Source organism: Acinetobacter sp. 766875 (genome assembly GCF_000582055.1).
GTDB lineage: Bacteria > Pseudomonadota > Gammaproteobacteria > Pseudomonadales > Moraxellaceae > Acinetobacter > Acinetobacter nosocomialis.
In genome coordinates, this window is sequence record NZ_JEXX01000065.1 from 1 (window position 1) to 342 (window position 342).

Consider the following 342-nt stretch of genomic DNA (forward strand, 5'->3'; position numbering starts at 1 on the left):
AATACATCGTTGCCAGCATAGCCATACAATGTATCATTCCCCGCCAACCCTTCAAGATGGTCTGCACTGCCATATCCCTGCAGAATATCGTTACCGGCCGTCGCTGCCAGAACCTTTGCCTTGATCGTAGCAACATCCCAGATCGTGCCATCTATAAAGACAATCTGGTCGATTCGACCCGCTGCCTCTCCATTACTATCAAAATAGCCACGGACAGTAATCTGGTCTTGCTCTGAGTATTTAATAATCAGATCATTGTCATCACGCTTAACACTTACAGATGAGGCTTGAATACCTTCATTGAAAATGATCTGGTCTATCTTAAGGTTATTATTTTCATAA

1 protein-coding gene is annotated in these 342 nt (G+C 43.3%); it reads right to left on the reverse strand.

The features are described from left to right. Positions 1 to 342: calcium-binding protein (locus J576_RS19330; RefSeq protein ID WP_033855762.1), on the reverse strand; the 342-nt coding region annotated here is incomplete at both ends.